Source organism: Arthrobacter sp. CJ23 (assembly GCF_024741795.1).
GTDB lineage: Bacteria > Actinomycetota > Actinomycetes > Actinomycetales > Micrococcaceae > Arthrobacter.
The window spans coordinates 752,306-776,246 of record NZ_CP102950.1; the positions used below are offsets into that span (position 1 = coordinate 752,306).

Consider the following 23,941-nt stretch of genomic DNA (forward strand, 5'->3'; position numbering starts at 1 on the left):
CTCCATCGACTTTGACGGCGGATTCTGGCATCATGGTGGTAGACATAATGATCAACTTTCTTGGGTTTGGTTGATTATCTTGTGAAGCGGTTCCGGTTATCACTTGGCGAAGTGATCATTCCGGGGCCGCTTTTTCCTTTGCCGGATGGACTACCCGGACATCTTCGGTATGCCACTGTTGCCGGCTCCCGTCTAGGGTCACCCAGACGCCTTTGCTGGTCACCCTCCACACTTTTGCTATGGGCCCGGCTGTGGTGCCAAACATGCCCACGAACTGGACGCGCTGGCCCGTGAACCTGGCCTTGGCCTCCGCGACGTTCTCCGGCTCGGTCATCACGCCGCGCCTGTTTGCTGGCGGGTCTGCTGATCCAGCCAGGCTGTGAGGTCTGATTCTCGGTATCGGACGGCCTTGGGGCCGAGTTTGATGAATCGGGGGCCCTGGCCCCTGTAGCGCATCTGCGCCAAGCTGCCCTCGGTGGTCCCCAGGAACTCGGCGACGGCCGGCGGCTTGTGGAGATGATCCTCCAACGTCCCTCCCATTAGTTCAGGAGAACTATCAAAAAAGTTCCCTCACAACTATTGTGCCCACTGGTTGTGATCTCGTCAAGCCCAGTGAGACAATGAACGTATGTCTGTGAGGAATATTGATGAAAGCGATGCGCTGGGTGTACGAAAGCTCTTCGGCTCGAATGTCCGAGAATTGCGCCAAGAGCTTGGTCTGACTCAACAGGGACTCTCTGATGAGCTAAGGCGACTGAAGGTTCATCTAACCCAAACGATGATTGCCAAGCTGGAGCGCGGAGATAGGCCCACAACGGTGGAGGAGGCGACCGTGCTCGCCCTGGTACTGGAAGTGCCAATTCAGACTCTCTTCCAGCGTGACAGCCTAAGCCGGCTGGAGAGCGAGGTTGACCTGGCCCTGATGGAGCTCCTTGACGGTGTTGAGCAACTGGCCCATGCGGTAGCGGTTTACTATCAGCGGCAAGCTGCCCTCATCGGAAGTCGAGAACGTCTGAACGTCATGGCCAACGAGGCGGGAGTTCAGGTAAAAGAGCACAGAGTTATGAAGGATTCGGCCGTATACGCGGGCTTGGATCACAACGAGGTGTTGGAGCGGTTGCATCAGCGCCGAACCGCTGAGGCCCAGATCCTTGAACGAGCGCTTCGCGGCGATTTTCCTGACTCCCCACCGCGCGTCGAAAAGTACTAGTCATGGCAACGATTGAGCCCTACGAGACGACGGCGGGCCGGCGTTACCGGGTTCGTTATCGGAAGCCTGACCGTTCGCAGACGGACAAGCGAGGGTTCAGGACCAAGCGGGATGCTGAGCTGTTCCTGGCGAGCGTGGAGGTTTCCAAGGCCCGCGGGGAGTTCATCGACGCCACGGCCGCGAAAGCGCTCATAGGCGAGCTGGGGGCCGCGTGGCTGGCTCGGCAGACGCATCTGAAACCGTCGTCCTACAGGCCCGTTGAATCCGCCTGGCGTAACCACGTGCTGCCTGCCTGGGGGAGTACCGCCGTCGCAGACGTGCGCCGGACGGCAGTGCAGCAATGGGTCTCCGAAATGACCACCGGAGACAAGACGGCCGTGCCGCCGCGAAAGCCCAAGGGGGCCACACTCGTGATCCGGGCCTATGGTGTCCTGGCCGCGATCCTTGATGACGCCGTGGCAGACCGGCGAGCGCTGAGTAACCCGGCCCGCGGAGTGTCGCTGCCCCGGAAGGTCAAGAAACCTCACGTCTACCTGTCCCATGAGCAGGTGCATTCCCTGGCCGGCGTCAGCAAGTACCCCGCGCTGGTCCTGGTGCTGGCCTACTGCGGCCTGCGGTGGGGTGAAGCTACTGGACTGAGGGTGAAGCACCTGGACATGCTCAGGCGGCGATTCATGATCGAAGAGAACGCCGTCCAGGTGGGATCCGTGATTGAGGTGGGGACGCCGAAGAACCACAAGAAACGGACGGTGCCGTTCCCGAGGTTCCTTGGCGAGCGCCTGGCGCAACAGTGCGAGGGCAAGGGGCGGGATGATCTGGTGTTCCCTGGCGAGGATGGGCACCATTTGCGGCTGGCGCGGGTGCATGAGGACAATATGAGTTGGTTTGCCGGTGCGGTGAAGCGTTCCGGGGTTCCGAGGATCACGCCGCATGACCTGCGGCACTCGGCCGCGAGCTTCGCAGTGTCGGCCGGCGCCAACGTCAAGGCCGTGCAAAAGATGCTGGGGCACAGCTCGGCCGCGATGACCCTGGACGTCTACGCGGACCTGTTCGACGGGGATCTGGATTCAGTTTCAGACGCTCTGGATCACGCCGTCTCTCTGGCGAGTGTGGGCAAAATGTGGGCAAACACCTGACTCCGGGCAAAGCAAAGGCTCCGGTTCCCTTGTAAACAAAGGGAATCGGAGCCTTGCTATTTGGCGGTGACGGTGGGATTTGAACCCACGTTGGCTTTTACACCAAACAACATTTCGAGTGTTGCACCTTCGGCCGCTCGGACACGTCACCAACTGGAATAGGTTACCGGAGTTACCGCAAGATCCCCAAAACGGCCCCTCGCCGCCCGCCGACGCGGACGGACTGCGCCGGCCACCGCCCAGCCCTTACATTGGCGTCCGCCCGGGTCTAGATTCATAGGCAGCATGAGCGAGTCAGAGCCCCGCCGCCAAGCAACCGCCTACTGGACCGTGGGGCCGGGTGCGGGTGAGCTCCGCGTTGAGGAGCTGCCGGCACCGGACCCAGGCCAGGCCTTGGTGCGTGCCCTCTACTCCGGCATCAGCAGGGGCACGGAGCTTCTGGTCCACAAGGCAGGCGTGCCGGACCGTGTGGCTGAGGCCATGCGCGCGCCCCACCAGACGGGGGACTTCCCCTCGCCGGTGAAGTTCGGCTACCTGTCGGTGGGGGTGGTCGAGGATGGCCCGGAAGGCTGGGCCGGCCGGATCGTGTTCTGCCTCCACCCCCACCAGGACCGGTACGTGGTGCCCGTCGACGCGCTGACCGCCGTTCCCGCCGAGGTCCCCGCCAGGCGCGCCGTGCTCACCGGCATTGTGGAGACTGCCGTCAACGCCCTCTGGGAAGCCGGACCGCGGATCGGCGACAGGATCGCCGTCGTCGGGGCCGGGCTGGTGGGCGGGGTGCTGGCCGCACTCCTCACGCGCTTCCCGCTGGGTCGGCTGCAGCTGGTCGATGTCGACCCCCGGCGCAGGGAGCTGGCGGACGCCCTGCGGGTGGACTTCGCGCTCCCGGAGGAGGCCCTTGCCGACTGTGACATCGTGTTCCATTGCTCGGCGAGTGAGCCGGGCCTGGAACGCTGCCTGCAGCTGTGCGGCACCGATGGCGAGATCATCGAGCTGTCCTGGTACGGCACGCGCCGCGTGAGCCTTCCGCTGGGGGAGGACTTCCACGCCCGCCGCCTGTCCGTGCGGGCCAGCCAGGTGGGCGTGGTGGCCCGGGCCCGGCGGCACCGCCGGAGCAACGCGGACCGCCTGGCGCTCGCCGTCTCGCTGCTCCGCGACCCCGTTTTCGACACCTTCCTCAGCGGCACGTCCGACTTCGCGGACCTCCCCGGAACCATTGAGCAGCTTGCGGCCGGCCGGCGGGACGCGCTGTGCCACCTCATCGAATACCCGCCACCCGCCGTCGAGCCCGCAGAGCCCGCAGAGCCCGTCCACGAAGGGGAGTAGCCGATGTTCAGCCTGACCGTCCGGCGCCACTTGATGATCGCCCACAGCCTTCCGCGGGAGGTCTTCGGACCGGCGCAGGGCCTGCACGGGGCCACGTTCGTTGCCGAGGTGACGTTCCGGCGCGCGGAGCTGAACCAGGACGCGATCGTGCTGGACATCGGCGCGGCCGGGACCATGGTGGACGCGGTGCTGGACGGCCTGAATTACAGGAACCTGGACGAGCATGCGGACTTCACGGGACAGCTCACGACGACGGAGGTGCTGGCCCGCTTCATCGCCCAGGCCGTCGCGGCACGGGTCCGTCCAACCCCCGACGGCGGTGCGCTCGCCGGAGTGGACGTGCTGCTCCGGGAGCATCCCGACGCCTGGGCGTCCTTCTCCCTGGATTTCGACTAGCAGGCGGCCAGCCAGCAAGCGGCAGGTGCTCCCACGTTGTCGGTAGTCGGGTGCAGAATGGGGCCATGACGTCCACAGTGCCCCATTCCGCTTCGCTCACCCCGCAACGCCTGCGCGCCTGGGCCTGGCATTGTCAGGGGTTGGACGGTTCGCTGCTGGGCAAGAGTTCCGAGGACGTCCTGCACCACGCCGGCTGGGCCCGCTCGGTGGGCGGCGCCAACCCCTATCTGACGCTCTTTTCCCGGGCCGGCATCGGCCGCGAACAGGCGGACCGGGACGTCGCCGCCCTGAAAATCCACGAACTCCCCACCGCCCGCGGCTGCACCTACGTCCTGGGCCAGGCCGACTACGCCTGGGGGCTCCAGCTGGGCCGCGACGCCGCCGTCGCGCCCTTCAAGGTCCTGGCGCGGATGGGCGTCGAGCGCAACGAGATCACGCTGCTCGAGGAGGAAGTGCTGCACGCCCTCAAGGAGGCCAGCGATCCCCTGGACCCCAAGCAGCTCCGGGACGAACTCGGCGATTCCGTGCGCAGCCTCGGCGAGGAAGGCAAGAAGAAGGGCGCGTCCACCACGCTGCCCACGGCCCTGGGCTTGCTGCAGGCCGACGGCCGCATCCGCCGCGTGCCCGTGAACGGCCGACTGGACCAGCAGCGCTACGCGTACACCGCCTGGGAGTTGCCGCCCAGCACAGTCGACGACGACGGCGCCCGCCGCCTCCTGCTCGAACGCTACCTCCGCTGGACCGGCGGCGCCACGCTGAAGCAGAGCCAGTGGTTCACGGCGTTCACGGTCGCCCAAAGCAAAAAGGCGCTGGCCGACGTCGGGGCCGTGGAGGTGGCCACCGCCGCAGGTGAGGTGCTCTGGATGCTGCCCGACGACGTCGAGAAGCTCGCTGCTTTTGAGGCACCTGCCGATGAACAGATCCAGCTGCTGGCCGGGACGGATTCACTGGTGCTGCACCGACGGAACTCCGGGGAGATGTTCGAGGACGAGGACCGGGGCAAGAAGGTCCTGGACACCACGCTCGCGCTGCAGGCCGATCTGCCGGACCACCCCATCCTGGACCGCGGCCGGATCATCGGGCTGTGGCAGTACGATCCCGGCAAGGAACGGATCGCGGCGTGGACGTTCGCCAAGCCCACCGCGGCCGTAAGCAAGCGCATCGCCGAGGTGGAGGCGTGGATCCGCGAGGAGCTGGGCGACTTCCGTTCCTTCAGCCTGGACTCGCCGGCGTCGCGCCAGGACAGGATCGACGCGCTGGACGCCGCCAACGGCTGAACCCAGCAGAGCCAGGCGTCTCCAGAGCGGTCAGGCCGCTCCGGAGCCATACGGCCGCGTGATCGCCTCGAGGAAGTGCCCGTCCGGGTCGCAGAAGTAGACGCCCCGGCCGCCGTCGTTGTGGTTGATCTGCTGTGGACGCGAGCGTGCCGGGTCTGCCCAATACGGGATCTCCTCGGCCTGGAGGCGTTCGAAGATGCCGCTGAACTCGTCCTCGCTGACCAGGAAGGCATAGTGCTGCGGGGAGATTTCCCCCGTGGCCTCAAGGAAGTCCAGCGTGACGCCGTTCTCCAAGGTCACGGTCAGGAAGGACCACATGGGCCGGGGCTCCGGCAGTCCCAGGATTCGTGCCAGGAACTCCGCGGAACGGTGCTTGTCCGTGGCGTAGACGATGGTGTGGTTGAACGCGATGGTCATGTCCTGACCTCATGGTTTCGGGGACGGGCCCCTTGGGACCCGGCCAGTGGCTTCGGGTCAGGTCCGTTTGCGGCTCGCGATCTTCTCAGAGAGCTGCTGCACCTGGGCGGGGTCCGCGTCCCGGGCAAGGGCGACGTAGTGGTCCATGACGGCCGGCCGGTAGCGCACGGGCAACGTCTGTCCTGGGGCGAGTCGGGTGAGCGCGGTGATCGTGAGGCTTTCGTCTGCGATACCGCGGAACGAGACGCCGTCGGCGGTCTCCACGTCGAACATCAGGACCACGCGTGGATTGCTATTGACCTCCCGCCAGTCGACGAGGACGCCGAGCGCAAGCGCCCCCGTACGCAGTTCCGCATTGCGCTTCCTTGCATTACTGCTCAGCAGCGGATTCGGGGCGACGCCCGGGAAGTCGGGGCCGACGCCGAGCGACTCCCGACTCAAGTCGGGCCTGAGCTGCGCCATCATATCGTTGAGCTTCTGCTTCTGCTTCTTCGAACCGAACATCGAGAACATCTTGGCCCCTCCCTTACACCGGTGCCGGAATCTCGGCCTGGCGCTTCGCCCTCACCGCGATTGTACTTCACGGCCATTTCCGACCACCGTCGCATTGCCCCGTCCCGGTGGGGTCGGCCGTCTGCGGTCGCGGACGGGCTCGGTCGAGAGCAACTGAAAACGCGACACGGGACCAGAGTTCCAGCCAGAACGCCCAACCTTTGCCAGGCACGCCCTAGGCGCGCCGTCAGCCCGGCAGGATCCGTGCGCCCGGTTCTCCAGTTGGTGGGTGAGTTCCCTGGATTGCTTCGCGGCACCCTCTCTTCGCCTTCGGTAGATGACTGATCCGCTGGAATCGCGTTGACAACATCGTTGAGATTCCTTCGAATTCCGGCGATTTCCGGCTGCCGGAGAGGGCCGGAAGGTTAGTTTCATCACGTCCGCTGAGTCTGTGCGGATTCGGCCTCGGACGGGCCGCATACTGGAGAAGTCCCCCACAGAACCCTTCCCCGGCAGGCTGCCAGGGCTCATAGAAAGAACAGTCGTGGAAACCGTAAAGAAGGCCGTGTCCAGTGAGTATTTTCCGGCAGCCACCGTGCTCTTTGCCGTGCTGCTTTTCTGGATCGTCGGCCTCATGGGCGGACTGTCCATGCTGAGGCTGAACCAGCCACCGTTGCTCGCGCTCGGCTGGATGCTGTTCGTCTACGCCTCCGTGGTCCTGACGCCCGTCGCCGGGTTCCTGGCCGGCATGGACCTGCTGCGGCGCTGGCGCCGGAACCAGGCCGCACGCGGTGCCGGGCAGACCGCCGATCCGCTCGCCGGATAGGCCCAATCCCAGGACTCGCTGGTTGCCGTCCGCCGCCTGCCGCTCCACCGTGTGCTCCGGCAGCTACGCCCGGTGCGCGGCGAAGAAGTCGCGCAGCAAGGCCGCGCACTCCTCCTCGCGGACGCCGGGGTAGACCTCCACCCAGTGGTTCAGGCGGCGCTCGCGCAGGATGTCGAACACCGAGCCTGCGGCACCGGCCTTGTCGTCCCAGGCGCCGAACACCACCCGCGGAATCCGCGCCAGCACGATCGCCCCGGCACACATCGCACACGGCTCCAGGGTGACCACCAGTGTGCAGTCCTCCAGCCGCCAGCCGTCGCCGCCCTCGCCCAGCTCGAGCGCATGGCGCTGCAGGGCAGCAGCCGCCTCGCGGATGGCGACAATCTCGGCGTGCGCCGTCGGGTCCCCGTGCGCCTCACGCTCGTTGCGGCCGGCACCCAGCACACCGCCGTCGGGCCCCAGCACCACCGCGCCGATCGGCACGTCCTCGGTCTCCAGGGCCAGGCGGGCTTCGTCCAGGGCGAGCCCCATCCAGGCAATGTGTTCTGCGTGATAAAGCTCGTTGGTGCTCATAGCTCAATGATAGTTTTGGAGGCATGCGCACACTCGTCGTGGACCACCCGCTGGTCGCTCACAAGCTCACCGTTCTGCGGGACAAGAACACTCCGTCACCGGTCTTCCGGCAACTCACCGAGGAACTCGTCACGCTGCTGGCCTACGAGGCCACGCGCGAGGTGAAGACCCAGCCGGTGGAAATCGAAACCCCGGTCACCAAGACCATCGGGACTGCGTTCACCAAGCCCACGCCGCTGGTGGTCCCCATCCTGCGTGCCGGGCTCGGCATGCTCGAGGGCATGACCAAGCTGGTCCCCACCGCCGAGGTCGGCTTCCTGGGCATGGCCCGCGACGAAGAGACCCTGGACATCATCACCTACGCCGAGCGCCTTCCGGAGGACCTCACGGGCCGCCAGATCTTCGTGCTGGACCCGATGCTGGCCACCGGCGGCACCCTGCGCGAGGCCATCAAGTTCCTCTTCAAGCGCGGCGCCTCGGACGTCACGTGCATCTGCCTGCTCGCCGCCCCCGAGGGCCTGGCCAAGCTGGAAGAAGAGCTCTCGGACGCCAACGTCAAGATCGTGCTGGCCTCCATCGACGAGAAGCTCAACGAAAAGTCCTACATCGTTCCGGGCCTGGGCGACGCCGGCGACCGCCTTTACGGCGTGGCTGGCTGATCCCACAACGTACGACGGCGGCGGTCCCCATGGCGGGGCCGCCGCTTTTGTGTTCGGGCCGGCTGGGTCCGGCGCCGCTCTGGACAGCCGGGGGACGCCAACATACTGTGTGGCTGGACCGGACAACCGTGGCCGGGCGTGGTCACAGCGGATGGGGACGCACATGGGGTTCAGGGAATTCTCCGCGGGAGCGGCGGGCCTCGTGACGGCAGTGTGCGCGGCCGCGCTCCTCACGGCATGCGCCACGGGTTCCTGGACCGCCTCGGAATCTCAGCTGTCAAGCCCTGAGGCGCCGGCCATCCGCGATGCTGTGGTGAAGGCAGTGGAAACTCGGAACAGCCAGCTTGTCTCCGGCGCCGAGGCTCCGGAGGCACAGGCCTTGGAGCAGGTCTTCGACCCCGGTGCCATTGCCTTGGCGGAGCGGGAAATGGCGCTGCTGCGTGAGCGCCGGCCGCAGCTGAAGACCTTCGGCGTCGTCCACACCGGCACCAGCCAGCGATGTGCGGATGACGGCCTTGAAGATCTCGGACGGCAGGGCAACCGCCGTGATCACCGAACAAACGCACATCGCCTATGCACCGCACTCGGACGGATTCCCGTCGCCCGACGAGGTCTACGTTTACGAACAGGAATTCGAGCTGATTGCGGCAGGCCCTGCGTGGAAGGTGTCTTCCTGGCGGCCCAAGAATCCGGGCGGCCTGGAGCCGAGCACCGTGATCCGTCCCAGAGACGGGACCCAAGCGACGGCTCCAAGCACGCGAGGAGCCCAGATCTACCGTGATGCCGCGGGGAACCCTGCACCGTTGCCCGAGCACCTGCAGAACAGGAAGAATGTGGGCCCCAACGGTGAACGCCTCGAAACGCCCAGCCGCCCGGCCCGCTAGTCCGGGTCTGCTCAGGCGGCGGACGGAACGCTGACTACAGCATCAATCTGCACACGGGCACCGAGTGGCAGTCCGGCAACCTGCAATGTGGTTCTGGCTGGAAACGGCGCTGTGAATTCCTCCGCGTAGACGGCATTGATGTCATGGAAGTCGGCATAGTCAAGCAAATAGACGGTGGTCCGAAGTACATTCTCCAGCCCGAGACCGACCTCGTTGAGCAACGTTGACAGATTCCCGATCATGGCACGGCACTGAGCGGAGACATCCTCTGAAACCAACCCTCCCATTCGGGGATCCTGCGCGATGATGCCTGAGACAAAGCCCAGGTCGCCGGACCGCACGAAATGTGAGAACGGTGCGCTCGATTGGAAGAGCTTCTTGCTGAAGGTGAAATCGCGGGTGGTCATGGCACTCCTCGTTGCAGAATCTGAACCAAGTATGACTGTGAAAGGCGATCCAGGCCCGCCGCCGCGACCGGCAGGAGCATCGTGCGGCTAACGATTGACCTCTACCGCTTTCCCGCCTCCGCCGCTAGCCTGTGGCGCATGGACTGGAAACTTGAACTTGTGTTTGTGCCCGTGTCGGACGTGGACGTCGCCAAGGATTTCTACGTCAACAAGGTCGGCTTCAACGCCGACTACGACGAACGGCCCATGGACGGCCTCCGCTTCGTGCAGCTCACCCCGCCCGGTTCCGCGTGCTCCATCTGCATCGGCGAGGGGCTCAACGACGCCCCTCCGGGCACTGCCCCCAGCCTGCAGATGGTGGTCAGCGACATCCACAAAGCCCACGACCACCTCAAGGCCAACGGCGTGGACGTCAGCGATGTGGACATCCAGGACTGGGGCCACTTCGTGTACTTCTCCGATCCGGACGGCAACAAATGGGCCGTGCAGTACCTCCCGGGCCGGCCCAACGGCTAGTCACACGTCCACTCCATCACCACCCCATGCGGCAGGATGGAGGGATGAGCCATCCTGCCGAGCAAGCCGCCGTGCTGACCGTCCGTGCTGTCCTCTTTGACATGGATGGAACGTTGGTGGACTCCACTGCGGTTGTGGAGCAAGTTTGGACCGAGTTCGCCGAGCGCCATGGCCTGGACATCGAGGAGATCCTGCGGACCTCGCACGGCGTGCAGGCAGGGGACACGGTCCGCAGGTTCGCGCCCGCAGGCGCCGATCTTGCCGCCTTGACCGCTGAGCTCGGCGAAATGGAGCGCACACGGACGGACGGCGTCATCGCCCTTCCGGGCGCTACCGCCCTGCTGGCGGCGCTTCCGGACGAGGCCATCGCTCTGGTCACCTCCGCGGACCGCATCCTGGCGGACGTCCGCATGCGGGCCGCCGGCCTTGCCATGCCGACGACGGCGGTCACCGCCGAGGCCGTCACGCGCGGCAAGCCGGATCCGGAGGGGTACCTCAAAGCCGCGGCGCTGCTGGGCGCCGGACCCGCCGACGTCGTGGTTTTCGAGGACGCGCCGGCGGGCATTGCCGCCGCCCGCGCGGCCGGGATGCGCACCGTTGTGGTGGGCGACGCCGGAGGGGAACTGGAGCCGGGCATGTGGCGGATCCGGGACTACTCAGCCGTCACGGTCACCGCCGTGAAGGACGACGACGGCGGTCACCTCATCAGCCTCGCCATCTGACCCTGTTCCGCCCGTGTGCACGGGAGTAGGCTGTCCGCATGTCTGCGCTGCCGGACGCCTATGGTGCCGCACTGGAACGGGCCATGGCCCACGCCACAGACTGGCTCGCGTCCGTCCCAGAGCGAGCTGTCCGTCCTGAGTCCGACGCCGATCAGGTCGCCGCCAGTCTCCCCCCGCGGCTCCCCGATGGACCCACCGATGCCGCCGACGTGGTTGACGAGCTCGCCGCATTGGCCGAGCCCGGTTTGATGGCGATCCAGTCCGGGCGGTTCTATGGCTGGGTCATGGGCGGGACGCTGCCGGCCGCCATGGCGGCCGACTGGCTGGTCACGGCCTGGGACCAAAACGCCGGCCTGCGTTTCGCGACGCCCGCCGCCGCCGCCATCGAGGAGTCCGCCGCGGCGTGGTTGCTGGACCTTTTGCACCTTCCTGAGGGGTCCGACGTCGGATTCACCACCGGAGCCACTACCGCCAACTTCGTGGGGCTCGCTGCAGGGCGCCAATACCTGATGGATGAAGCCGGCTGGGACCTCGCGGACCTGGGGCTGAACGGCGCGCCGCCAATCACCACGTTTGCCGGCCGGGAACGGCACGCCGCGGTGGACCTGGCCCTGCGGTATCTCGGCTTGGGGTCTTGTGTTCCGGTCCATACGGACCAGCAAGGGCGGATCCTGCCGGCTGCGCTCGCGGACGCCATGGACCAGCAGCCCGGGGCATCCCTGGTGTGCTTGCAGGCGGGAAACCTGCATTCAGGGGCGTTTGATCCTATGGCCGAAGCCGTCGCCGTGGCCCACGATCGCGGTGCCTGGGTGCATGTGGATGGCGCCTTCGGCTTGTGGGCAGCGGTGAGTCCGGAGCTCGGCAAGCATCTGGCAGGAGTGGAGACAGCGGACTCCTGGGCGACGGATGCCCACAAGACCCTCAACGTTCCCTACGACTGTGGGTTGGCGATCGTTTCACGCCCGGATGCCGTGAGGCGGGCATTCAGCGTCCACACCAGCTACTTGATCGCCACCGAGGCCGGGCCCGGAGACCCGTTCGAGAAAGTCCCCGAAATGTCCCGCCGCGCCCGCGGCATCCCGGTCTGGGCTGCCCTCCGGCAGCTGGGACGTTCGGGAACCATCGCCATGGTTGAAGGGCTGGCCCGCAACGCCCGCGCGTTGGCAGAGGGGCTGTCCGGCATTCCAGGGGTGGAGATCCTCAACGACGTCGTCTTCACCCAGGTCTCCGTCAGCTTTGGCAGCGATGAGCGCACGCGGCGCATCACCCAGCGGCTCATGGCGGGAGGCGCGGTGTGGATGTCTGGATCCGAATGGCGGGGGCGGGACATCCTGCGGATCTCGGTGAGCAACTGGTCCACGGACGCCGCCGACGTCGCGCAATCCGTGGAGGCCGTCCGGAGGGCGGCCGAGGCGGAGCCGTAAGCGCGGGAGCGGCCGGCCGGCCATAAGGGACGCTTATCCGTCCACGCAATTTAGGTCTTATCCATGCTTGGCCCTGGCTGCCTAGGCTCGAAGGAAATGTGGCTTCGGCGCCTGCGGGCGCGGCCTGCGGCGCAACAAGCAAGGACAAGAACGAAAATGGACAACAAACTCCCGCCACTCGTAGTCATGGGCGTCTCGGGCTGCGGCAAGTCCACCATCGGAGGGATGCTCGGCGAACGGCTGGGCATCCCGTTTGCCGACGGGGACGACTACCATCCGACCGCGAACAAGGCGAAGATGGCGAACGGCATCCCCCTTGAGGACGAGGACAGACTGCCTTGGCTCGCCGAAATCGGGCGGGCCCTCGCTGACGGATCGGCCATCATCGCGTGTTCTGCCTTGAAGCGCCGGTACCGGGACCTTCTCCGCAGCTACGCGCCCGGCCTGGTATTCGTTTACCTCTCGGGTGACCCCGCGGTTCTTTCCGAGCGGATCAACGGACGTAGCCACGAATACATGCCCAGCAGCCTCCTGCAGTCCCAACTGGCGACGCTCGAAGCCCCCGAATCCGACGAAGCCTTCATCGCCGTGGACATCAGCGCGGAGCCGGACGTCATCGTTGATCAGCTCGTCGTAAGACTGGCAGGCAACTGAGTCCGCGTCCGCCCGCTGCGGAAGCTAAACCGGAAGCTAAGCGGGGCGGAGCGGGCCGCGGGCCAGTGCCGCGCGGAGCTCCGGGACGGGAATGCGGCCGGTGAGCAGATCCCGGGTGAGCCGCACCATGCCGCGCAGGTCCGCCACAGCGGTGCGGACGACGTCGACGTCGGAGTCGTCCGTCCAGTCGACCGGAACCTCGTGCAGCCGCAGGCCGCAGCGCTCGGCCAGCACCAGCAGTTCCGTGTCGAAGAACCACGCGTTGTCCACGGTGTGCGGCAGAATGCAGCGGGCGACGTCGCCGCGAATTGCCTTGAAGGTGCACTGGGCATCGGAGAATCGGGCGCCCATGAGCAAGCTCAAGAGCAGCTTGTAGCTGCGGGAGATGAGCTTGTTCTTGCGGCTGCGGACCACGCGGGAACTGCGGGCCAGCCGCGTGCCGATGGCCACCTCCGAATGGCCGGAGAGCAGTGGTGCCACCAAAGGCGCCAGCGCGGCGAGGTCCGTGGACAGTGCCACGTCCAGGTAGGCCAGGACAGGCGAGGGGGAGGCGAACCAGACCCGGCGCAGCGCGTTGCCGCGGCCCGTTTCCTCGAAGCGCACCACGGAGACTTCAGGGAGTTCCCGTGCCAGGCGTTCGGCAACCGTCAAGGTGCGGTCCGTGCTGGCGATGTCCGCCACGGTGATGCGGAAGCTGTGCGGGAAGGTGCCGAGCAGGTGCCCGTGGAGCTGCCGCAGGCACGCCTCAAGACGGTTCGCATCATTGCACACGGGAATGATGACATCCAGGACGGGCACCACGGAGCGGGTGTCCACGGGTGCAGGCACCGTGCGCGGGGCGTGGTCTGTGATAGTCATGAATCCAGCGTGACGCCGCCAGATTAGCGGGATTTAGGCGCAAGCTGTGCCGTGACTGTGGATCTGCGCCGGGGCCTGTGTCGGTGTGCCGGCGCCTGCCGGATCAACCGGGCCGGGACATGCAGGAAGGCCCGTTCCCCCAGCGAACGGGCCTTCCAAAGTCAGTGCGCAGCGGGCCCGGCCTAGTACCAGTTGTTGGCGTAGTGGAAGCTCAGCGCGGCTGCGGGGGAGCCATAGCGCTCCTTGATGTAGTCCAGGCCCCACTTGATCTGGGTCTTGTAGTTGGTTTCCCAGTCGGCGCCGGCGGAAGCCATCTTGGACGCGGGCAGGGACTGCACGATGCCGTAGGCGCCGCTGGAAGCGTTCGTGGCCGTGGTGCGCCAGTTGGATTCCTTTTCCCAGAGGATGTTCAGGGCGGACATCTGGTCCTGGCCCCAGCCGTAGGATGCCAGCTGGCTGGCGGCGTAGGCCTTGGCGGCTGCGGGGTCATCGACGGCGACCGGAACGGCGGCCTCGGCTGCTGCTGCGGCAGCCGCGGCAGCAGCGGCGTCGGCGGCCTGCTTCGCGGCGGCGTCGGCCGCTGCCTTCTCGGCGGCAGCCTTGTCAGCTGCGGCTTTGTCCGCCGCGGCCTTCGCTGCTGCTGACTTGTCGGCTGCTGCCTTCTCGGCGGCAGCCTTCTTGAGGATGGCCATTTCGGTGTCGAGGCCCGAGACGTTCGCCTGCGCGGTTGCCTGGGTTGCCGAGACGCGGCTGATCTCCGGGGCCTTGAAGGCTGCATCGGCGGCCTGGCCGACGGATGCGGCGCCCAGCAGGGCGGCCACGACGCCTGCCACCACGGACATGCGCTGGGTCTTGCCGCCGCGGGCGGCGTTCTTCAGAACGGCCTGGGACTTGCTCAGAGGGGCGGCGTTTTCGCCGCGGTGGCGCGCTTCAGGGCGCGACTGATCCTTGGAAGACATGGGTGTATACCTCTCGGCGCCTGCGGAGTTAGCTGTCGGATTCGGATGAGGTCATCCGGCCGCACGCGTGGCGTTGCGGCTTCACCCCTAGGGCCTGTATGGAAGCAATGGCCCGGAGACTCTGGGTCCCCCGTCTCTGCCTTGAAGTAGCGGAATCCGGGCAGTGGCAGAGCTCGGCGGCTGCCCGGAGGTGCGCCGGAACGGTCGGCTCACCCATTCGACGGTACAGGAGCCTTCCTCTTAAGTCACATTTAGGTAACGGAGATCACGACGGCGGTGCGTCGCCTTGCGCAATCCGTTGCCGAACGTCGCCCATCACCGATCCGTCGCCCGGCGCTGCAAGCGGTAGCAGTCCGTGACGTGGGGGAAAGCGAGGAGCCCTGTGTGGGGCGAAGCAGCCTTGGCGCCCAATAGCCTGACTTCCGCAAGGATGGCCTGCCGCTCAGGCCGTTGGGAGACGAACGTCCAGGAACTGGCGAGCTGCACCAGTTGATCCACATTCAGCTCGTAGTCGAACGGGAATCGCCGGCGTTCAAAGCCTCCACGGCCGGCAAATGCCGAAGGAACAGAAGCAGTCTGATCCCTTGCGGCACCGCCGGGTTCCACGATTGCGGCCAGGTCCCGTACCCAGGCCTTGGATCGGTCCCAAGTGTGCCACGCCAGGCCGACCATGCCTCCGGGAACCAGGACCCTGTCGCATTCGGCGACGGCTGACGCCGGGTCCACCCAATGCCAGGCCTGAAGACAGACGACGGCGTCAAAGGTGCGGTCGTCCAAAGGCAAACGTTCGGCCGAGCCGAGGCGTGCCGTGATGCGGCCGGCGATGTCGGGTGGAAGCCCAAGACTCGCTGCTTCAAGCACAGAAAGCATGTCCTCCGCGGTATCCATGGCAGTTACGGTGTGGCCCAGGGCCGCGATCGTCCGGCTTCCCAGCCCTGTCCCAGCGCCGAGGTCCAGGACGGAAAGGCGCTCTCCGGGCGCGGGCGAGCCCAGCAGCCAGGAAACGACGTCCTGTCTCCACGGAGGACGGACCTCGTCGTGGAGCAGGGCTCTGCTGCCCTGCCCCGTCCGTCGACTCATTGGCGCGGACCGCCGTCGGCCTTTGCCACCGGCAGCCTGAGCGCGAACTCTGTCCGGCCCGGCCGGGACGTCACTTCTACGCTGCCGCCATGGGCGTGCACGATCGACTCCACGATCGACAGGCCCAGCCCGGACGTCCCCTCGGAACCCGACCTCGCGGCGTCGGCGCGGGCGAAGCGGGAGAAGATCCGGCCCTGGAACTCCGCCGGAATGCCGGGCCCGTTGTCCGTCACGGTGACCACGGCGCTGCCGTCGGCCGAGAGCATGACGCCGGTGACCACCGTGGTGCCGGCCTCGGTGTGCTTGCGTGCGTTGGACAGCAGGTTCGCCAGGACCTGGTGCAGCTGCTTGGCGTCGCCGCGGACGGTCACGGGCTCGTCCGGGAGGTTGAGCTGCCACACATGCTCCGGGGCCATGACTTTCTCGTCGCTGACGGTCTCGATGACCAGCTGTGTGAGGTCCACCTCCGCCAGCTTGAGCGGCTGCCCCTCGTCCAGGCGGGCCAGCAGCAGCAGGTCCTCCACCAGGGCGGTCATGCGCTCGGACTGGCTCTGGACGCGTGCCAGCGACTTCCGTCCGTCATCGGTGAACGTCTCCGTCATGCGCAGCAACTCGGTGTAGCCGCGGATGGCAGTCAGCGGGGTGCGCAACTCGTGGGAGGCATCGGCGACGAACTGGCGCACCTTCGTCTCGCTTTGCTGCCGGGCCTCGAGCGCGTTGGAGACGTTGTTGAGCATCAGGTTCAGGGCATGGCCCACGCTGCCGACCTCCGTGCCCGGGTGGGCCGCCTTCGCCGGAACGCGCACCGCGAGTGCCACCTCACCGGCGTCGAGCGGCAAGCGGGACACCTTGGTGGCCACCTCGGACAGCTGTTCCAGCGGCCGCATGGTCCGCCGGATGATGACGGTCCCGGCGAGCCCGATCAGCACCAGCCCGCCCAGGGAAACGAACACCATGGTCCAGACCAGCGAGGCCTCGGTGCTTTGTTTGTCGGCCAGCGGCAGCCCGGTCACAATGACGTCGCCGTACGGGGTTTCGGTGGCCACCAGGCGGTAGTCGCCGTTGGACAGCGTCCGGTCCGCCGGCCGGTTGTCGCGCGGGAGCTCGAGCAGGACCTGCTTGTCCTCGGCGGAGAGCGTGGCCCGGGTGCCGTCCGAGTCGATGAACCCTGCACTGCTGACGGCGGAACCGAGGATCCGGGCGCTGAGCGTGCCCACACCCTGGCCTTTCGCGTCCAGGGGGTCTGGCCGGCCTGTGGGATTGCCCGACGGCGGCCTGCCGAAGGCCGTGGAGAGTCTCGATTGCTGCGACAACCGGTCGTCGAGTTGGCGCGTGAGGAACGAATCCATCGAGGCATAGCTGAAGAGGCCGATGGCCCCGCAGATCGCCACGAGCAGGGCCATGGCCACAAGCACCAGACGCGTGCGCAGGTGCCAGGTGGACGGGTTCAGCCAGCGCGGGCCATCAGGGCGGGGCACGCCGGAGAGTGTGGACATGCGGCCCGGCCTAGTCGGCGGGCTTGATGACGTAGCCGGCGCCGCGCACGGTGTGGATCATGGGCGGGTGGTTGGCTTCGATCTTCTTGCGCAGGTAGGAGATGTAGAGCTCCACGATGTTGGCCTGCCCGCCGAAGTCGTAGTCCCACACGCGGTCCAGGATCTGGGCCTTGCTGACCACGCGCTTGGGGTTTTCCATGAGGTAGCGCAGCAGCTCGAACTGGGTGGCCGTCAGCGGGATGTCCTCGCCGCCACGCGTGACCTCGCGGGTGTCCACGTTCAGGGTCAGGTCGCCCACCACCAACTCGGCCGTGTCCATCGCGGCCACGCCGGAGCGCTGGACCAGGCGGTGCAGGCGCAGCAGGACTTCCTCCATGCTGAACGGCTTGGTCACGTAGTCGTCCCCTCCGGCGGCCAGGCCTGTGATGCGGTCCTGCACGTCGTCCTTTGCGGTGAGGAACAGCGCAGGCACCTCCGGCGCAAAGGCGCGGATCCTGCCCAGCAGCTCCACGCCGTCGAACCCTGGCAGCATCACGTCCAGCACCAGCACGTCGGGGCGGAAGTCCTTGGCGAGCTTGACGGCGGCGGGGCCGTCGCCGGCCACGGCCACGGACCAGCCGGCCATGCGCAGGCCCATGCTCATGAGCTCGGCAAGGCTGGGTTCGTCATCCACCACCAGGGCGCGGATGGGGGAGCCGTCCGGGTGGGTCAGCTGGGGAAGGTTGTTGGTCACGGAGTGCGAGGATGCCATGGGACAACTCTCCGATCTGCCGGTTAACCGGTGCTTTGCCGAAACTGTGAGTGCGCTGTGAGTTCCAGCCTAGCCACGCGGAGGGGCCGCGCCGAGGGGCCAGCCTGCTCAAACCCCCCGCCCCGGTCCCACTTCTACGCCTTGTAGCAGAAATTTGCCGCCAAACCTTACCCGATCCGGGCTTGAGATTAGGCAGCATCTGTTTCAGATTTTGGGATTCGAGATTAAAGCAAAGCTTCGAACCGGATGGGCCATCATGCTGTATGAGGCGAAGAATGTTCATCTCATGGCCCAAATTGGCCCCATTTGCCGAACTCCATCCGGTCATCGTTCGTCACGATCAAATTGTGATCTGCAGCACAATAGTGCTGAACGTCTCAGAATGTGGACGTTTTGGCCTATTGTTACTTGCAAGTTGCCATTGTTACGTTGCACACTTCCAATGTGAACAAGAACTCAACAGCACCTGCAGCCGCAGAAGTCAGGCCCAGCGCACCCGCCGGTGACCAGATGTGCCGTTGTCGAATGCAAGCCTAACTTTCCACCCCAAAAAGTTTCAGGCATTCGCCCCTAGCCCGCCGTTGGGCGCCCATCCCCAAACTCATTGCGGGGACAACCAGCATTCGAAGCCGCGATGACGGCTATTCACTTTGAGGTAAGCAATCCATGTCAGTTGCATCCGGATACGTCCACATCTCCGTTCGAAACGCCAACAAGGCCGCCTCCAACGCAGGGCTCCGTCCCGGCTTCGGCAACCGCCCGGCGTACGCCCAGCCGAGCCAGGCCAACGGCCAGCAGGCGCCCGGCTATGTTCCCCAGGGCTACAACCCCAACTCGTACGGCCAGTTGCGTGCCGTGCCGGCGAACGAGGCCGCACCGATGACGGCTCCCACGCCCGTCGTGGCCCCGGCCGACCGTGCCCTTCGCCCCGTGCCCAACGAAAACGTGGCCCGTGGTTTTGTCCTCTACATGGGCATTGACGAGGAAACCGCGGCGGCTGCCGGCACCTCGATCGCCAAGCTCGCCCAGGAGATCCGCGCCTACGCCCAGTCGCTCGTGACGGGTGCCGAGAGCTATGCCGCCGTCGCCGTCGCGCCGGCCGGAGCGCCCGGTTCCGCGCTCGACGTCGTCCGTTCCACCTTCGGCGACCCCACCGTGGCCGCCCGCCAGCGCACCGAACCGGCCCGCCCGGCACAGCAGCAGGATGCCCGCCCCTCCGGCGTGCTGATCGACCTCGCCCGCCGTGAGGTGCACCTGGACGGCGAATCCCTGAACCTCACGTTCAAGGAATTCGAGCTCCTCAACTACCTCGTCGAAAACGGCACGCGCACCGTGGGCCGCGACGAACTGCTCGAGGGTCTGTGGCGCAACGCCGAGGAAGTGCCGAACGAGCGCACCATCGACGTCCACATCCGCCGCCTTCGCTCCAAGCTGGGCCGACTGGCGAACACCGTACGCACGGTGCGTGGCCAGGGCTACCGCTTCTACGAGCACCCCGAGGTCATCGTCTGGGCTGCTCCGGAATACTCGATCTAGCTCCAACTACGCACGAAGGCGCCTGTTCCCCCTCCTGGGGAGCGGGCGCTTTCGCGCGTTCGGGGCCGGTGAGCATGTGCCTCCGCGGCTGGGGGTTGCGGCGCTATGGTTGGGGGATGAGCGACCATCACATCAAGCGTCTGGTGATCATGCGGCATGCCAAGTCGGACTGGCCCATGGGGGTGCCGGACCATGACCGGCCGTTGGCGGAACGCGGCCACCGGGAGGCTCCGCTGGCCGGGAAGTGGCTGCTAAAGCACCATGTGGTCCCTGACTTCATCCTGTGCTCGTCCGCGCTGCGGACCCGGCAGACCTGCACCTGGGTGTGCAGTGAACTGGGCGAGAAGGCCCCGACGCCCAAACTTGAGGACGGCTTGTATGCCGCCTCCGCGCAGCGCATGCTGACCGTCATCAACCATGTGCCGGATACTGTCACCACGCTGATGATCTTCGCCCACATGCCCGGCGTGCAGGACCTTGCCATGCACCTGGCCTCGCGCGATTCGGACCACGACGCCTACATGGACGCCGCCACGCGGTACCCCACCAGTGCGCTGACGGTCATGGAGATCGACAAGCCGTGGGCCGAGCTGGACGGCCAGGACGCCAAGCTCACCCACTTCAAGGTGCCCCGCTAGGAGTCGTGGACCGGCCCCCAACTAGGTAGCGCTATGTGTCGTTATGAGAGCTCAAAACGACAGATACTGCTACTCAGTTGGGCTGCTCCAGCCCCGCGGCAACCTCCCGCAGGAGCTGAACGGCGTGCCTGATGTTGGGGCTGGCCGTCATGGTCTTCCGGTACACGATGCCCACCGCGCGCTGCTGCGGGGCGTTCACCACGGGCACGGCCACCACGCCGTCCGGCAGCGGAGGCCGGCCGAGCCGCGGCACCAGAGCCACGGCCACGCCCTGCTGCACCATGGCGATGTGCGTGGAGAAATCGGGATCATAGATGCGGATGTCCGGCACGCGCCCCAGGCCGGCGAAGATCTGCATCAACGCCTCGTTGCAGATGGCCCCGGCCGGCGTGCTGATCCAGGGCTCGTCCACCAGGTCTTCGCGCTTCACGGAGGCCCGCCCGGCCAGGTCATGCCCGCTGTTGAGCAGCACATCCGCCGTGTCCAGGCAGAGTTCCTCGTGGACCAGGTTCTCCGGGATCACCAGCGGCACCGAATTCCAGTTGTGCACCACGGCCAGCTCGGCCTCGCCGGACGCCACCCGCTGCACGGCCTCACGCGGATCCTCGGCCAGCACGGTGACGCGGACCGCCGATGCCGTGGCCGCCATCCGGCCCAGCATGGGACCCACCAGCCCGCGGCAGGCCGTGGAAAAGGCCACCAACCGCAGCAGCCCGGACGGCGCGGAGGGATCGGCCAGCAGCGTGGCCTGGAGTTCCTCCAGCTCGCCCATGATCCGCCGCCCGTAGCCGGCCAGGGCAATGCCGCGCTCGGTCAGCAGCACGCCACGGCCATTGCGCTCCAGAACGGACATGCCCGTCTGCTTCTCAAGCTTCTTGATCTGCTGCGAGACCGCCGATGGGCTGAATCCCATGGCCTCGGAAGCCGCCACCACGGAGCCATGCAGCTCCACGGCCACCAGGGCACGCAACGCGGAAATATCGATCATGAAGCAAATCTACATGGTTACCCAAACAATTCAACGCTGGTGCTTCATTCCCCCCGCTGGCACAGTGGAACCGTGAACCTTCGCCACTCCGCCCTCGCCGTCCTGGTCGCCGTCCTCTGGGGCCTCAACTTCGTCGCCATCGACTTCGGCCTGCACCCCGGCGGTGGCCGGGAAGTTCCGCCCCTGCTGTTCGTGGCCATGCGCTTCGTGCTCGTGGTGTTCCCGTTCATCTTCTTCATCCGCAAACCGGACGTCGGCTGGAAGGCGATCATCGGCGTCGGGCTCTTCATGAGCGCGGGGCAGTTCGGCCTGCTCTACCTGGGCATGGCGCTGGGCATGCCGGCGGGCCTCGCATCCCTGGTTTTGCAGGCCCAGGTGCTGTTGACGGTGCTGCTCGCGGCGAGGTTCCTCGGCGAGAAGCCGAGCCGCCGCCAGCTGCTGGGCGTGGTGCTGGGGGTGGCGGGCCTTGCCGTGGTTGCCGTCGGCCGCAGTGCCGTGGCGCCCGTCCTGCCCCTGCTGATCGTCCTGGCGGCAGCGCTGTCCTGGGCCACGGGAAACATCATCGCCCGCAAGGCCAAAGCGGCCTCCGGGCTGGGGCTGGTGGTCTGGTCCGGGGCCGTGGTCCCGCTGCCGCTCGCCGGGCTCTCGCTGCTGGTGGACGGTCCGGACACTGTCCTGGCAAGCCTCGGCGATCTTCAGCCGGCCACCCTGCTGAGCGCGCTCTACACGGCCGTGTTCGCGTCGTTGGTGGGCTACGGCATCTGGAACCGGCTGCTGGGCCTGTACCCGAGCTCGGACGTGGTGCCCTTCACGCTCCTGGTCCCGGTGGTGGGCATGACGGCCGCGTGGCTCATGCTGCAGGAGGTTCCCTCGATAGGTGAACTGGCCGGCGGGCTCCTGCTGCTGGCCGGCGTGGCCACCGCGGTGCTGCAGCGGCGGGCAGCCTCCGGTCCGCCGGCGTCCGGACCGGCCGGGAAGCTGGAGCCTCAGCGTTTCGGGGCGGCCTTGCGCTGAGCAGACCCCGACGCCGGACGCTTCGCGGGTGCCCGGGGCGCCGCCGGCTTCCGCGGTACCGGCCGTTTGGCGGCTGACGCTGCAGTGCGCGGCGCCGGGCGCTGTGCCGTACGGGCAGGCGGCCGCTTGGCGGACCCGGCCGGGCGCCGCACCGCCGTCGTACGTGGTGAGCGGCCCGGCAGCACCGCCCCCGCAAAGAGGAGCAGCAGCGTACCGCAGCCGGCCACCACCGCGAGGTAGAAGTAGACGTCCGAGTCCCGGCTGCTCACGGCGGTGCCGAAGGCATCGGGGTCCTGGTTGAACGCGAGGCCCCACATGCGCAGGAACGCTATCGAGAAGCCGATGAACAGGCTGGTCCCCGCAGCGCCGGCCACCACGGTCAGGTAGCGCCGCCGGTTGAACACCTGGACCACGGACGCCAGGTAGCACGTCAGCAGCGAGGCCAGGAAAAGGTAAAGGAGCGCTTCCTCAAGCACCGCGGCGGTCAAGGCGAGCAGCCCGAGGGACACGACGGCGGCCACCACCGCAAGCTTCCCGCTGTTTCCCATGTGACGCATGAGGTTAATCATCCCCGACCACGCGCCCCGCCGCGCCGTCGGGCGCCCACCGGCACGTTGCAGTTCCGTACCGGCGTCCCCGGGGCCTACTTGGCCGGGGCGTTCGAGGGCAGCCTGCGGGACCGTATGACCGCATGGGTCTTCCGCAGGGCATCGATTGACGCATCGTAGGAGCGCTGCGCGACGCCTACGAACAGGCAGTCGATCACCATCATCTGGGCAATGCGGCTGCCCAGGGCGCCCGGCCGGAAGGGAGACTCCCGGGCCGCGGTGCTGAGCACGATGTCGGCCGCCCTGCCCAGCGGCGAATCGGCATGGTTGGTGATGGCGATGGTGACGGCGCCTGCCTCTTTGGCGATGTTCACGAATTCGACAGTGTCCATGGTGGTCCCCGAGTGCGAAATGGCCACCGACACGCACGTGGGGTCGAGAAGCGCCGCGGAGGTCCAGGCCGCGTGGGCCTCGGACCAGCTGAACGACACCTTGCCGATCCGGTGCAGCTTCTGCTGCATGTCCTGCGCGACAAGGGCCCCTGCCCCCACACCGAAGATGTCCGTCTTGCGTGCGTTCGAGAGCGCGGCCACGGCCTCGGACAGCCTGACGATGTCCAGCATTTGGGCGGTGTCGGCGATCGACATGGTCTCGTTGAAGGCGATCTTGGACACCACATCCTGAAGGGAGTCTGACTGGTCGATGTCTTCGTAGACTTCCGCGGGAACGTTGTTGGCCAGGCTCTCACGCGCGGTTTCCCTCGCCAGGTCGAGGCGAAAATCGGAGTAGCCGCTGTAGCCGATTTTCTTGTAGAACCGCACCACCGATGTGGTGGACGTGCCGCACAGTTCGGCGACGTCCCCGATGGACATCGCGGCCACGCGAGAAGGCTCCGCAAGGACCACGTCCGCGATGGCGCGTTCGGACGGTCGCAGTGCCGGCAGGACGGAACGGATCCTGACCAGTACCGTCCTTGACGATTCCCCGTTCCTTGCCTGTTCCAAAGGATCCTCCTCCTGCGATCGCGTGATCACGTAACACGGTATCGCGTCCAGGCGATCCCCCGATGCGTATATATCTTACCTAAAATGGAGAATCTGTGTAAATCATTGACATGAGTCTGGTTTCGACCCTATCTTCGATGTCAGGTACAT

29 protein-coding genes, 1 tRNA gene and 1 riboswitch are annotated in these 23,941 nt (G+C 66.6%); of the genes, 15 read left to right on the plus strand and 15 right to left on the minus strand.

Annotation, left to right across the window (positions count from 1 at the left end):
* Positions 1 to 333: 333 nt before the first annotated feature.
* Positions 334 to 540, minus strand: coding sequence for a helix-turn-helix transcriptional regulator (locus NVV90_RS21015; RefSeq protein ID WP_396125339.1), 207 nt, complete (start codon positions 538 to 540; stop codon positions 334 to 336).
* 88 nt (positions 541 to 628) lie between these two features.
* On the opposite strand from NVV90_RS21015, the gene NVV90_RS03425 reads away from it, so the two are divergent.
* The gene (locus tag NVV90_RS03425) at positions 629 to 1,210 is read left to right on the plus strand and encodes a helix-turn-helix transcriptional regulator (RefSeq protein WP_258439796.1); all 582 of its coding nucleotides are present in this window, start codon (positions 629 to 631) and stop codon (positions 1,208 to 1,210) included.
* A gap of 2 nt (positions 1,211 to 1,212) precedes the next feature.
* Positions 1,213 to 2,346: a site-specific integrase gene (locus NVV90_RS03430; protein ID WP_258439797.1), complete on the plus strand. Its 1,134-nt coding sequence runs from the start codon at positions 1,213 to 1,215 to the stop codon at positions 2,344 to 2,346.
* Between the two features lie 61 nt (positions 2,347 to 2,407).
* Here the strand turns inward: NVV90_RS03430 and NVV90_RS03435 are convergent.
* Positions 2,408 to 2,497, minus strand: a tRNA-Ser gene (locus NVV90_RS03435).
* Positions 2,498 to 2,631: 134 nt separating this feature from the next.
* Here NVV90_RS03435 and NVV90_RS03440 point away from each other — a divergent pair.
* The 3 genes from NVV90_RS03440 to NVV90_RS03450 all read left to right on the plus strand — a co-directional run bounded on the left by NVV90_RS03440 (position 2,632) and on the right by NVV90_RS03450 (position 5,345).
* Positions 2,632 to 3,672: a zinc-binding alcohol dehydrogenase gene (locus NVV90_RS03440; RefSeq protein ID WP_258439798.1), complete on the plus strand. Its 1,041-nt coding sequence runs from the start codon at positions 2,632 to 2,634 to the stop codon at positions 3,670 to 3,672.
* Between the two features lie 3 nt (positions 3,673 to 3,675).
* Positions 3,676 to 4,068 (plus strand): 6-carboxytetrahydropterin synthase, encoded by a 393-nt coding sequence (locus NVV90_RS03445; RefSeq protein WP_258439799.1) that lies wholly within the window; start codon positions 3,676 to 3,678, stop codon positions 4,066 to 4,068.
* Between the two features lie 65 nt (positions 4,069 to 4,133).
* On the plus strand, positions 4,134 to 5,345 hold the full coding sequence (locus NVV90_RS03450; RefSeq protein WP_258439800.1) for a winged helix DNA-binding domain-containing protein: 1,212 nt from the start codon (positions 4,134 to 4,136) through the stop codon (positions 5,343 to 5,345).
* A gap of 30 nt (positions 5,346 to 5,375) precedes the next feature.
* Here the strand turns inward: NVV90_RS03450 and NVV90_RS03455 are convergent, their stop codons facing one another.
* Entirely contained in the window at positions 5,376 to 5,762 is a 387-nt protein-coding gene (locus tag NVV90_RS03455) for a VOC family protein (protein WP_258439802.1), read from the minus strand.
* Positions 5,763 to 5,819: 57 nt separating this feature from the next.
* Complete coding sequence (locus NVV90_RS03460) at positions 5,820 to 6,275, minus strand: hypothetical protein (protein ID WP_258439803.1); 456 nt, start codon at positions 6,273 to 6,275, stop codon at positions 5,820 to 5,822.
* Between the two features lie 523 nt (positions 6,276 to 6,798).
* On the opposite strand from NVV90_RS03460, the gene NVV90_RS03465 reads away from it, so the two are divergent.
* Positions 6,799 to 7,080: a hypothetical protein gene (locus NVV90_RS03465; RefSeq protein WP_258439804.1), complete on the plus strand. Its 282-nt coding sequence runs from the start codon at positions 6,799 to 6,801 to the stop codon at positions 7,078 to 7,080.
* 63 nt (positions 7,081 to 7,143) lie between these two features.
* On the opposite strand, the gene NVV90_RS03470 is transcribed toward NVV90_RS03465, so the two are convergent.
* Positions 7,144 to 7,653, minus strand: a complete 510-nt coding sequence (locus NVV90_RS03470) for a nucleoside deaminase (protein ID WP_258439805.1) — start codon at positions 7,651 to 7,653, stop codon at positions 7,144 to 7,146.
* A 23-nt stretch (positions 7,654 to 7,676) separates the two neighbouring features.
* Here NVV90_RS03470 and upp point away from each other — a divergent pair, with 23 nt between their 5' ends.
* Positions 7,677 to 8,312 (plus strand): uracil phosphoribosyltransferase, encoded by a 636-nt coding sequence (gene upp, locus NVV90_RS03475; RefSeq protein ID WP_258439806.1) that lies wholly within the window; start codon positions 7,677 to 7,679, stop codon positions 8,310 to 8,312.
* A gap of 277 nt (positions 8,313 to 8,589) precedes the next feature.
* On the opposite strand, the gene NVV90_RS03480 is transcribed toward upp, so the two are convergent.
* Complete coding sequence (locus NVV90_RS03480; RefSeq protein ID WP_258439807.1) at positions 8,590 to 8,865, minus strand: hypothetical protein; 276 nt, start codon at positions 8,863 to 8,865, stop codon at positions 8,590 to 8,592.
* Here NVV90_RS03480 and NVV90_RS03485 point away from each other — a divergent pair.
* Complete coding sequence (locus tag NVV90_RS03485; RefSeq protein WP_258439808.1) at positions 8,858 to 9,196, plus strand: hypothetical protein; 339 nt, start codon at positions 8,858 to 8,860, stop codon at positions 9,194 to 9,196. The genes NVV90_RS03480 and NVV90_RS03485 overlap by 8 nt on opposite strands.
* Before the next feature lie 11 nt (positions 9,197 to 9,207).
* Here NVV90_RS03485 and NVV90_RS03490 read toward each other — a convergent pair whose 3' ends face one another.
* Positions 9,208 to 9,603 carry a RidA family protein gene (locus NVV90_RS03490; protein WP_258439809.1) on the minus strand — a complete coding sequence of 132 codons (396 nt, stop codon included), beginning with the start codon at positions 9,601 to 9,603 and terminating at the stop codon, positions 9,208 to 9,210.
* A gap of 138 nt (positions 9,604 to 9,741) precedes the next feature.
* On the opposite strand from NVV90_RS03490, the gene NVV90_RS03495 reads away from it, so the two are divergent.
* The 4 genes from NVV90_RS03495 (at position 9,742) to NVV90_RS03510 (ending at position 12,919) form a co-directional block, all read left to right on the plus strand.
* Complete coding sequence (locus NVV90_RS03495) at positions 9,742 to 10,119, plus strand: VOC family protein (RefSeq protein WP_258439811.1); 378 nt, start codon at positions 9,742 to 9,744, stop codon at positions 10,117 to 10,119.
* A gap of 44 nt (positions 10,120 to 10,163) precedes the next feature.
* Complete coding sequence (locus tag NVV90_RS03500) at positions 10,164 to 10,841, plus strand: HAD-IA family hydrolase (RefSeq protein ID WP_258439812.1); 678 nt, start codon at positions 10,164 to 10,166, stop codon at positions 10,839 to 10,841.
* 38 nt (positions 10,842 to 10,879) lie between these two features.
* Positions 10,880 to 12,265, plus strand: coding sequence for a pyridoxal-dependent decarboxylase (locus NVV90_RS03505; protein ID WP_258439813.1), 1,386 nt, complete (start codon positions 10,880 to 10,882; stop codon positions 12,263 to 12,265).
* A gap of 156 nt (positions 12,266 to 12,421) precedes the next feature.
* On the plus strand, positions 12,422 to 12,919 hold the full coding sequence (locus NVV90_RS03510; RefSeq protein ID WP_258439814.1) for a gluconokinase: 498 nt from the start codon (positions 12,422 to 12,424) through the stop codon (positions 12,917 to 12,919).
* Positions 12,920 to 12,955: 36 nt separating this feature from the next.
* On the opposite strand, the gene NVV90_RS03515 is transcribed toward NVV90_RS03510, so the two are convergent.
* The 5 genes from NVV90_RS03515 to NVV90_RS03535 all read right to left on the minus strand — a co-directional run bounded on the left by NVV90_RS03515 (position 12,956) and on the right by NVV90_RS03535 (position 18,063).
* Positions 12,956 to 13,777, minus strand: a complete 822-nt coding sequence (locus NVV90_RS03515; RefSeq protein ID WP_258439815.1) for a glycosyltransferase — start codon at positions 13,775 to 13,777, stop codon at positions 12,956 to 12,958.
* A 182-nt stretch (positions 13,778 to 13,959) separates the two neighbouring features.
* Complete coding sequence (locus NVV90_RS03520) at positions 13,960 to 14,736, minus strand: hypothetical protein (protein ID WP_258439816.1); 777 nt, start codon at positions 14,734 to 14,736, stop codon at positions 13,960 to 13,962.
* A 5-nt stretch (positions 14,737 to 14,741) separates the two neighbouring features.
* Positions 14,742 to 14,898, minus strand: a riboswitch (cyclic di-AMP (ydaO/yuaA leader).
* Between the two features lie 153 nt (positions 14,899 to 15,051).
* Complete coding sequence (locus NVV90_RS03525; RefSeq protein WP_258439817.1) at positions 15,052 to 15,816, minus strand: class I SAM-dependent methyltransferase; 765 nt, start codon at positions 15,814 to 15,816, stop codon at positions 15,052 to 15,054.
* Positions 15,813 to 17,312: a HAMP domain-containing sensor histidine kinase gene (locus NVV90_RS03530; protein WP_258439818.1), complete on the minus strand. Its 1,500-nt coding sequence runs from the start codon at positions 17,310 to 17,312 to the stop codon at positions 15,813 to 15,815. Before NVV90_RS03530 ends, NVV90_RS03525 begins: the two co-directional genes overlap by 4 nt.
* Positions 17,313 to 17,322: 10 nt before the next feature.
* Positions 17,323 to 18,063: a response regulator transcription factor gene (locus NVV90_RS03535; protein WP_258439819.1), complete on the minus strand. Its 741-nt coding sequence runs from the start codon at positions 18,061 to 18,063 to the stop codon at positions 17,323 to 17,325.
* 666 nt (positions 18,064 to 18,729) lie between these two features.
* Between NVV90_RS03535 and NVV90_RS03540 the strand changes: the two genes are divergently transcribed.
* Together NVV90_RS03540 and NVV90_RS03545 are read left to right on the plus strand one after the other, a co-directional pair.
* A complete protein-coding gene (locus tag NVV90_RS03540; RefSeq protein ID WP_258439820.1) occupies positions 18,730 to 19,599 on the plus strand; it encodes a winged helix-turn-helix domain-containing protein in 870 nt (289 codons plus the stop codon).
* Positions 19,600 to 19,715: 116 nt separating this feature from the next.
* The gene (locus NVV90_RS03545; RefSeq protein WP_258439821.1) at positions 19,716 to 20,237 is read left to right on the plus strand and encodes a histidine phosphatase family protein; all 522 of its coding nucleotides are present in this window, start codon (positions 19,716 to 19,718) and stop codon (positions 20,235 to 20,237) included.
* 73 nt (positions 20,238 to 20,310) lie between these two features.
* Here NVV90_RS03545 and NVV90_RS03550 read toward each other — a convergent pair whose 3' ends face one another.
* A complete protein-coding gene (locus tag NVV90_RS03550; RefSeq protein WP_258439822.1) occupies positions 20,311 to 21,225 on the minus strand; it encodes a LysR family transcriptional regulator in 915 nt (304 codons plus the stop codon).
* A gap of 72 nt (positions 21,226 to 21,297) precedes the next feature.
* Between NVV90_RS03550 and NVV90_RS03555 the strand changes: the two genes are divergently transcribed.
* Positions 21,298 to 22,239 (plus strand): EamA family transporter, encoded by a 942-nt coding sequence (locus tag NVV90_RS03555; RefSeq protein WP_258439823.1) that lies wholly within the window; start codon positions 21,298 to 21,300, stop codon positions 22,237 to 22,239.
* Here NVV90_RS03555 and NVV90_RS03560 read toward each other — a convergent pair.
* Positions 22,212 to 22,787, minus strand: a complete 576-nt coding sequence (locus tag NVV90_RS03560) for a hypothetical protein (protein ID WP_258439824.1) — start codon at positions 22,785 to 22,787, stop codon at positions 22,212 to 22,214. The two genes, NVV90_RS03555 and NVV90_RS03560, sit on opposite strands and share 28 nt — an antisense overlap.
* A gap of 95 nt (positions 22,788 to 22,882) precedes the next feature.
* Entirely contained in the window at positions 22,883 to 23,791 is a 909-nt protein-coding gene (locus NVV90_RS03565) for a MurR/RpiR family transcriptional regulator (RefSeq protein ID WP_258439825.1), read from the minus strand.
* Positions 23,792 to 23,941: the final 150 nt, after the last annotated feature.

Bases quoted from the DNA above. Each gene is read 5' to 3' on its own strand.
- NVV90_RS03495 (WP_258439811.1), top strand. From the start codon at position 9,742: ATGGACTGGAAACTTGAACTTGTGTTTGTGCCCGTGTCGGACGTGGAC.
- NVV90_RS03530 (WP_258439818.1), bottom strand. From the start codon at position 17,312: ATGTCCACACTCTCCGGCGTGCCCCGCCCTGATGGCCCGCGCTGGCTG.
- NVV90_RS03540 (WP_258439820.1), top strand. From the start codon at position 18,730: ATGTCAGTTGCATCCGGATACGTCCACATCTCCGTTCGAAACGCCAAC.
- upp (WP_258439806.1), top strand. From the start codon at position 7,677: ATGCGCACACTCGTCGTGGACCACCCGCTGGTCGCTCACAAGCTCACC.
- NVV90_RS03490 (WP_258439809.1), bottom strand. From the start codon at position 9,603: ATGACCACCCGCGATTTCACCTTCAGCAAGAAGCTCTTCCAATCGAGC.
- NVV90_RS21015 (WP_396125339.1), bottom strand. From the start codon at position 540: ATGGGAGGGACGTTGGAGGATCATCTCCACAAGCCGCCGGCCGTCGCC.
- NVV90_RS03515 (WP_258439815.1), bottom strand. From the start codon at position 13,777: ATGACTATCACAGACCACGCCCCGCGCACGGTGCCTGCACCCGTGGAC.
- NVV90_RS03520 (WP_258439816.1), bottom strand. From the start codon at position 14,736: ATGTCTTCCAAGGATCAGTCGCGCCCTGAAGCGCGCCACCGCGGCGAA.
- NVV90_RS03470 (WP_258439805.1), bottom strand. From the start codon at position 7,653: ATGAGCACCAACGAGCTTTATCACGCAGAACACATTGCCTGGATGGGG.
- NVV90_RS03505 (WP_258439813.1), top strand. From the start codon at position 10,880: ATGTCTGCGCTGCCGGACGCCTATGGTGCCGCACTGGAACGGGCCATG.
- NVV90_RS03440 (WP_258439798.1), top strand. From the start codon at position 2,632: ATGAGCGAGTCAGAGCCCCGCCGCCAAGCAACCGCCTACTGGACCGTG.
- NVV90_RS03510 (WP_258439814.1), top strand. From the start codon at position 12,422: ATGGACAACAAACTCCCGCCACTCGTAGTCATGGGCGTCTCGGGCTGC.
- NVV90_RS03500 (WP_258439812.1), top strand. From the start codon at position 10,164: ATGAGCCATCCTGCCGAGCAAGCCGCCGTGCTGACCGTCCGTGCTGTC.
- NVV90_RS03560 (WP_258439824.1), bottom strand. From the start codon at position 22,787: ATGGGAAACAGCGGGAAGCTTGCGGTGGTGGCCGCCGTCGTGTCCCTC.
- NVV90_RS03460 (WP_258439803.1), bottom strand. From the start codon at position 6,275: ATGTTCTCGATGTTCGGTTCGAAGAAGCAGAAGCAGAAGCTCAACGAT.
- NVV90_RS03525 (WP_258439817.1), bottom strand. From the start codon at position 15,816: ATGAGTCGACGGACGGGGCAGGGCAGCAGAGCCCTGCTCCACGACGAG.
- NVV90_RS03550 (WP_258439822.1), bottom strand. From the start codon at position 21,225: ATGATCGATATTTCCGCGTTGCGTGCCCTGGTGGCCGTGGAGCTGCAT.
- NVV90_RS03455 (WP_258439802.1), bottom strand. From the start codon at position 5,762: ATGACCATCGCGTTCAACCACACCATCGTCTACGCCACGGACAAGCAC.
- NVV90_RS03425 (WP_258439796.1), top strand. From the start codon at position 629: ATGTCTGTGAGGAATATTGATGAAAGCGATGCGCTGGGTGTACGAAAG.
- NVV90_RS03450 (WP_258439800.1), top strand. From the start codon at position 4,134: ATGACGTCCACAGTGCCCCATTCCGCTTCGCTCACCCCGCAACGCCTG.
- NVV90_RS03545 (WP_258439821.1), top strand. From the start codon at position 19,716: ATGAGCGACCATCACATCAAGCGTCTGGTGATCATGCGGCATGCCAAG.
- NVV90_RS03535 (WP_258439819.1), bottom strand. From the start codon at position 18,063: ATGGCATCCTCGCACTCCGTGACCAACAACCTTCCCCAGCTGACCCAC.
- NVV90_RS03445 (WP_258439799.1), top strand. From the start codon at position 3,676: ATGTTCAGCCTGACCGTCCGGCGCCACTTGATGATCGCCCACAGCCTT.
- NVV90_RS03430 (WP_258439797.1), top strand. From the start codon at position 1,213: ATGGCAACGATTGAGCCCTACGAGACGACGGCGGGCCGGCGTTACCGG.